This is a genomic window from Streptomyces sp. NPDC006265 (genome assembly GCF_040613555.1).
GTDB lineage: Bacteria > Actinomycetota > Actinomycetes > Streptomycetales > Streptomycetaceae > Streptomyces.
Map to the genome: position 1 here is coordinate 1 of NZ_JBEXSH010000453.1, position 7,269 is coordinate 7,269.

Below are 7,269 nucleotides of genomic sequence, written 5' to 3' on the forward strand. Positions count from 1 at the left end.
GGTGTCCGGGCCGTCGGTGGCGGTGACTCTGAAGGCGTAGCCGCTCTTGCCACCGACCGTGCCGGTGCCTTGGTAGGCGGCCTGGGAGGCGTTCACCACGAGCCACTCGGAGCCGGTCGAGCGGAAGATGAGCGGGACGGAGCCGAAGACGAACGTGGCCTTGCCGGACGGGACGTCGGCTCCTTTGCGGTAGTGGGCGGACAGGGTGAACGCCGCCTTTCCGGACAGCCCCGGCTCGCCCGGGTAGGCGCCGGCCGGCGAGGTGATCGTGCCGATGCCGTGTGCGGGTCCGGCGGCACGGTCGTAGACGATCAGCTCCGGGAGCGTGGTGGTGTCCGTGCCACCGTCGTCGTCGGTGACCGTGACGAGGGGGCGGTGGATGCCCGCGTCATCGTAGATGTGGGCGGCGCGGCAGCCGGAGCCGGTGACCGTGCCGGTCGTCGGTCGGCTGCCGTCCTTCCAGTCGACCCGGCAGGTGTGCCCGTCGGCGGTGCCCGGGTCGGCGAAGGAGGCGGTGACGACGGCGGCCCTGCCCGCGGAGACGGGCGAGCCGGGGCCCTGGGCGGATGTGATCGACGGGGCGGCGTTGGCGACCTTGACCGTCGTGGTGTCGGAGCCGTTCCCGCCGGTCAGGGTCGCCTTGAAGGTGCCGTCGTCGGTGCAGGTGAGGCTCGTGCGGGCCGCCGCGGGGTCCTTGACGGCGCACGGGGCGCCGTCCTGGACGGTCCAGTTCGGGGTGCCCGCCCCGGAGACGGTGCCGGCGAGGGTGATCACCTCGCCCTCGGTGCCGGTGGCGTCCGGCCCGGCGTGGACGACGGTGACCGGGTCGATGCCTCCGAGGGTCGGGACGACCTTCTCGATCAGGCCGTCGGAGCCGAACTCCAGTTTGTCGATGGTTGTTTCGCGATGGGTGCCGTCACCGCCGGGCACCGCGAAGCGGTGATAGGCGATGTACCAGTCGTCGGTGTTGGGGACGTGGACGGCGGAGTGGTGGCCCGGGCCCTTGATGCCCAGGGACAGGTCCTTCTCCAGGATGACGCCCTGCTTGGTCCACGGGCCGGTGGGCGAGGGGCCGGTCGCGTAGGCGACGCGGTAGTTCTCGTCCCGGGTGTCGTTCTCCGACCACATGAAGTAGTAGGTGCCCTTGCGCTTGATGACGAAGGTGCCCTCGTTGTAGCCGCTCGGGGTGATGTCCTCGACCTGTGAGGTGTCGATGGAGGTCATGTCGTCGCCCAGCGGGACGACGTAGGCGCGGCCGTTGCCCCAGTAGAGGTACTGCTTGCCGTCGTCGTCGGCGAAGACCGCCGGGTCGATCATCTGGCCACGGAAGTCACCGGCCTTCAGCAGTGGCTTGCCCAGGGCGTCCTTGAACGGCCCGGTGGGCGAGTCGGAGACGGCCACGCCGATGTTCGCGTCGGCACAGAAGTAGAAGTAGTACGTGCCGTCCTTCTCGGTCATCGCCGGTGCCCAGGCCCTGCTGTCCGCCCAGCTGACGTCCGGCCCCAGGTCGAGGATGACGCCGTGGTCCTTCCAGTGGACCAGGTCCTTGGAGGAGTAGGCCTTGAACTGCGTGCCGCTCCAGCCCTCGAAGCCGTCGGTCGTCGGGTAGAGGTAGAACGTGTCGCCGAAGCGCACGATGTTCGGGTCGGCGTTCAGGCCCGGCAGGACCGGGGTCTTCATGATCAGCGCCGAGACCTTCCAGGTGCGCTTCTTGCCGTCCGACCCGGTGACCTCGTACGTGACCGGCTTGGTGAAGTCGTGCGCGCTGCCGGAGGCGGGGCTGATCGACGCGCCCTCGGCGAGGGTGAACTGCGGTGCCAGCGCGGTGAGATCGGTGCCCGCCCGCATCGGCAGGGTGATCGTGCCGGCCGCGTTGTCGACGAGTGCGTCGACCTTGAGCGCCGGGTGCGTCGCCTTGGCGATGCCCGCCGTGTTGCCGCTGAGCCGCATGACCTCGGTGCCGGTGAGGGCACGGTCGTAGATGCGGAAGTCGTCGACCTCGCCGCCGAAGTACGGGTCGGCCGCGTACAGGGAGCGGCCGATGTAGCCGCTGTAGTCCTTGGCCGCGTCGTACAGCTCGGACGGTTTGACGGTGGTCGTCGTGCGGGCCGCCTCGACGCCGTCGGCGTACAGCACCATCGTGCCGGTGGCGCCGTCGAGCGTCACCGTGACGTGCCGCCAGTGGCCGGGCGTGAGCTGCGATCCGGCCGTCAGCTTCGACTCCGCCGACCAACTCGCCTTCGTGATGGCCGAGTAGAGGCTGGAGCCGCCGTTGGACGGGGTGGCGAACAGGTACGTGTCGCTGTCGGGGCCGAGCCCGAACAGCCACTGGAAACTGCTGCCGCCCTTCCACTTCGCGTACGCCGACACCGTCACGCCGGCGGCGTTCTTGAGCACTCCGTTGGGGATCTTCACGTACGGCGAGTCGGAGCCGCCGGACATCTTGACCGAGCCGCCTTCGACACCGGTGCCGAAGTCGGGCGTGCGGACGTAGGTGCCGTGGTGGCCGTGGCCGCTGGAGTCGCGGGCGATGTTGCCGCCGGTCTCGTCGAAGTCGTAGTGCAGCAGCAGGTCCGCCGGGACGTCCGGTCCCTCGTCGGACACAGTGACCTCGGCCCGGACCGGGATCGCGGCGCCGCCGGGCAGGCTGCCGGTGACGGTGAAGGTGCCGGGCTGGGCGTACTTCGACGCCGGGACGTCCTCCCAGTCGACGGAGACGAGCCGCTTGACGCCGTCGGCGTACTCGGCGATCACCGTGGCCGGCAGGACCGGGGCGTCGCCGACCCGGGTCTTCACCGACACGTCCTCGACGCTCTTCACGATCTGGTCGGGCTGGTAGGCGCGCAGCAGCCGGTCGTACTCGGCCTGGGTGACCGGCAGAACAGTGCCGTGGCGGGGCTTGGCGGGCAGGTCGTAGCCGGTGGAGGGGGTCCAGGTGCCTGAGTCCAGGTCGGTCGTCTCGAAGGGGATGTAGCCGCGGCCGCCGAACTCGTCGAGGAACGCGTACCACTTCTCCTCGGTGTTGGACTTGAACACCAGCGGTCCCTCGGCGGCGTTCATCGCGCCCTTGCCGATGCCCTCGGCGACGGCGGTCCAGGACGGGTCGAGGATCGAGGCGCTCTTCTCCTGGAAGATGAACTTGCTGTTGGGGGTGGAGGAGCTGTTGTTCCGCTCGTCCTTGGACAGCCGGTAGTACGTCCCGTCGTGCCGGATCATCGTCGAGTCGATGACCGAGTAGCCGCGGTCGATCCAGACCTTGGGCTCGCTGAAGGTGTGGAAGTCACGGGTGGTGGCGTACATCATACGGTTGTACGTGTCGCCGGAGTGGTCGGCGTTGTCGTACAGCTTCGACGCCCAGAAGACGACGTACTCGCCGCGCTCGGCGTCGTAGAAGGCCTCCGGTGCCCAGGTGTTGCCGGCGCTGTCGGGTGAGACCTTGACCAGGCGCTGGTTGGTCCAGTGCACCAGGTCGGTGGATTCCCAGACCATGATGGACTTGCTGCCGGTGCGCTGGGAGGCGTCCCAGTCGCCGTTGCCGTAGATCCTGAGGTCGGTGGCGATCTGGTAGAACTTGTCGCCTTCCGGGGAGCGGATGATGAACGGGTCGCGCAGGCCCTTCTCACCGAGCGTGGAGGTGAGGACCGGTTTTCCGTCGTTCAGCTCACGCCAGTGCAGCGGGTCGTTGCCCTTGCTGAGCGCGGCGTAGAGCTGTTCGCCGTCAGAGGTGCCCTCGCCGGTGAAGTAGCTGAACATGTAGCCGTTGAGGGCCGCGTCGGCGGGCAGTTCGGGCACCCGGGCCGTCAGGACGCGGGTTGTCTCGGCCGCGCCCTTGGTGACGGTGGCGGTCAGCTCGACGGTGGTGGCGCCGTCGCCGTGCGCGGGGCGGTGGACCTCGCCGCCGGCGGAGACGATGTCCGGCTTCGCGGACGCCCAGGTGACGGTCGTGCCGAGGGCACCGCTCCTGGGCAGGGTGAGGTTGCCGCGCACGTCGTCGAGGTTGTGGACCGTGAGCGCTTCCGCTGCCTGCCGGACGGCGGCCACGTCGTCGAGCGCGGGCCGGACCGTGACGTCGAAGGTCTTGGTGCCGGTCACGGTGCCCTTCTTCAGGGTCGCCGTGAGCGTGGCGCGGCCGTCCGGTGAACCGGCCTCGGGGCGGGTCACCTTGCCGGTGTCCGAGACGACGGACGGGTTGTCGCTGTCCCAGCTGATGGCGCAGCCGCCGGCCGGGCCGGTCTTCGGCAGGTCGAGGTCGGAGGTGACGCCGCTGGTGTCACCGAGGCTCAGGGCGTCCTTGTCGTCGGCGACACCCTGCGTGGCGACGGGGAGGGAGAGCTGCTCGACCTCCGAACCGTCCAGGGCCCGGTCGTACACCCGGAAGTCGCGTATCCGGCCCTTGAAGAGCTTGTCGCCGTCGTAGACGGACTTGCCGATGTAGTTGGCCTTGGTGGTGCCGGAGCCGATGGCGCCGGGCGTGGTGGTGACCGAGGTGTTGCGGCCGACCTCGACGCCGTCCTCGTAGAGCACGCCCGTGGAGCCGGTCTGGGCGTAGGTGACGTGTTTCCACACCCCGCGGGTCAGGTTGTGGGAGTCGGACGGCTTGGTGGTCTGCTCGGTCGACCAGTTGCCCGTCGCGACGGAGGTGCGGAAGGAGTTGCCGGTGGTGAACAGGTAGCCGTTGCCGGTGCCGGCGCTGGTGTTGCCGAAGCCGTAGAGGAAGTAGGGAGTGTTCTGAGCCGAGTCGATCAGTACGTCCATGGAGACGGTGATCGCGTTCATGCCCTTCATGACGTCGTCCGGCACCTTGATGTAGGTGTCCGACCCGTTGAAGGCGAGCCCCTGACCGGATGCGGACCAGTCGGCCGTGCCGCTGACCGCGCCGTTCCGGCCGTTGCCGGAGGCGTCGGTCGCGGTAGCGCCCGAGGGTGCGTCGAGCTTGTACCAGAGGGCCAGACCGTCGGTGATGTCCGCGGCTTCGGCCGCCGGTGCCGCCGGGGCCGCGTGTGCGGAAGCGGTGGGTCCGGCGAGGGTGAGCAGCATCGACGCGGCGGTCAGTCCGGCGAGATGGCCCGCCCGGCGTCTCGCGCGGCTGCGAAGGCGTGCGACGTGCGTCATGTCGAGGTTCCCTGCTGAGGCATGGCTGAGGACGGACAGGTCGGAACGGAAAGGACGAGCGGCCGACGAGGCGACGGCAAGTCCTTGCCGGGGCCTGCCGTTGCACGCAGGTGAAGTGTGTGGCGAGAGTCTCAGCGACGCCCGGGCCAGCGTCAAGAGGTTTCGAACAATGTCCGGCAGGTCGAACATGCGCCACGGGCCGGGCCGCCACGTGTCACCGGTCGGTGGTAACGGACGCCTCGATGTGCGCGTCAGCTCTCGCCCCTTGTCGCCACCACGGCCCAGATGCGGTGCGGGACTTGGAGGGTCTTGCCGGGAAAACGGTCGCGCAGCACCCGGCCGAGGGTCTCGTCGAAGCGCTCCACCTCGTCCGGCGGCAGACTGGCGCCGACCCCGGCGCTGGCCCGGATGCGCCCGCGCCACGCCTCGGGCGGGTACGGCACGTCCAGGTCGAAGGAGAAGGTCTCGATGCCGGTGAAGCCCGAGCCGGCCAGGTCGGTCAGCCAGCGCGGGTACAGGCCGGTGCCGCCGCCCATCGTCCAGGCCGGGTTGAAGGAGATGATCAGTTCCTCGGTCGCCTCGACCACGTTGCCCGGCACGGGCAGCCAGTCGAAGTGGGCGATGACCATCCGGCCACCGGGACGCAGCAGCCGCCGCATCTCGGCCCCGGCCTTCGGTGCGTCGAACCAGTGCCAGCACTGACCCGCCGTCACCACGTCGTACGACGCGTCCGGCAGTCCTGTCGCTTCCGCGGTGCCCACCCGGTAGTCGGTCTCCACCCCGGATTCCCGGTCGAGCTCCCGGGCCTGTTCGAGCAGCGGCCCCGCCGGGTCCAGGCCGGTCACCCGTGCCCCTTCCTGCGCGACCAGCCGGGCCAGGGCGCCGGTGCCGGTCCCGACGTCGAGCACGTCCTTGCCGGGGAAGGCGATGCCGTGCCGGTACAGGTGCGAGACGAGCTGCGGGGGGAATCCGGCGCGGTGGCGGCCGTAGTCCTGCGCGGTGAGCCCGAAGTCAGGACGGAACGAGCTGGTCATGGCGGGTCTCCGTTCTGCCGGGCCGTCACCCGGGCGCAACTGTCGATCATCGGCACCGGGAAGCCGGGCTCTCTCGGACAAGGACTGGCAGCTTCTACAGTGCTGTAGAGCTACCGGCACTCAAGGAGTTCTCATGGCCCTGTGGGACAGTCTCAAGGAATCCGCCTCGACGATGCAGAGCCGGCTGATCGCGAGAACGAGCTGAAGAGCGGCGCCTTCCGCGACTCCAGTATGGCCATGTGCGCCCTGGTGGCCGCCGCCGACGGCACGGTGGACCCGGCCGAACGGCAGCGCGTCGCCCAGCGCGTCGCCACCAACGAGGTGCTGCAGGACTTCTCCGCCGACGATCTGCGCCGCCGCTTCGAGGACAACCTCGACAAGCTGACCGCCGACTTCGACTTGGGCGAGGTGAGCGTCATGCAGGAAATCGCCAAGGCCAGGAAGAAGCCGGCCGAGGCGCGGGCCGTCGTCCAGATCGGCATCGTCATCGGCGGTGCCGACGGCGACTTCGACAAGGACGAGCAGGCGGTGGTCCGCGAGGCGTGCTACGCCCTCGACCTGCTGCCGCACGAGTTCGACCTCTGATCGAGCGGGCCTGGGGCCGAGGGGCCAACGCGGTGTTGCCCGGCTGTGTCGAGCGGCCGGGGCGCTGGGATTCGGCCATGCTGGGGCTGTTTGGCACCCCTCCATACGACAAGGAGCCCCGCATGCCCTCGGACCCGCTCGGACGATTCCTGGCAGCTCTGGACCCGGAGCACCGCGATGCGGTCGGCGCCAGGCCGCGCCAGGAGCAGGAGCGCCTCGCGGCGGCCTGGGAACGGGAACTGGAGACGGACGACGAGCTCGACACCCTCGACGAACTGTCGCCGCCCGCGGCGGAGGCCGAGGCGGCCCGGCGCGTCCTGGAGCGCGAGACCGAGTAGGGCGCACCGACTCCCCCTCCCCGCCCCCGGACGGCGTCCGGGACGCCCTCACCCTTCCGCGTAGGCTCAACATCGTTGTGCTGCGGCCGAAGGCCGACGCGGCCTGGAACCTGCACGAACTGACCCGTGGCAAGGCTCTGCCGGTGGCGGATGAGGCAGGTGTGACAGAGCCCGACGTTACGGCAGCCCTTCACACTGAT

At 69.7% G+C, this 7,269-nt stretch carries 3 protein-coding genes and 1 pseudogene; 2 read left to right on the forward strand and 2 right to left on the reverse strand.

Annotation, left to right across the window (positions count from 1 at the left end; all coding sequences use genetic code 11):
* Both ABZ281_RS30090 and ABZ281_RS30095 read right to left on the reverse strand, forming a co-directional pair.
* A partial coding sequence (locus tag ABZ281_RS30090; protein ID WP_356660536.1) for a family 43 glycosylhydrolase occupies window positions 1-5,112 on the reverse strand: 5,112 nt, incomplete at its 3' end.
* 251 nt (window positions 5,113-5,363) lie between these two features.
* Complete coding sequence (locus ABZ281_RS30095; RefSeq protein WP_356660538.1) at window positions 5,364-6,146, reverse strand: class I SAM-dependent methyltransferase; 783 nt, start codon at window positions 6,144-6,146, stop codon at window positions 5,364-5,366.
* Window positions 6,147-6,279: 133 nt separating this feature from the next.
* Here ABZ281_RS30095 and ABZ281_RS30100 point away from each other — a divergent pair.
* Window positions 6,280-6,731 (forward strand): annotated as a pseudogene (locus tag ABZ281_RS30100) (TerB family tellurite resistance protein).
* A 122-nt stretch (window positions 6,732-6,853) separates the two neighbouring features.
* Window positions 6,854-7,069 carry a hypothetical protein gene (locus ABZ281_RS30105; protein WP_356660540.1) on the forward strand — a complete coding sequence of 72 codons (216 nt, stop codon included), beginning with the start codon at window positions 6,854-6,856 and terminating at the stop codon, window positions 7,067-7,069.
* Window positions 7,070-7,269 lie beyond the last annotated feature (200 nt).

What these genes read in the sequence shown, in the direction of transcription:
- ABZ281_RS30095 (WP_356660538.1), bottom strand. Translation starts at nt 6,146, where the DNA reads ATGACCAGCTCGTTCCGTCCTGACTTCGGGCTCACCGCGCAGGACTAC.
- ABZ281_RS30105 (WP_356660540.1), top strand. Translation starts at nt 6,854, where the DNA reads ATGCCCTCGGACCCGCTCGGACGATTCCTGGCAGCTCTGGACCCGGAG.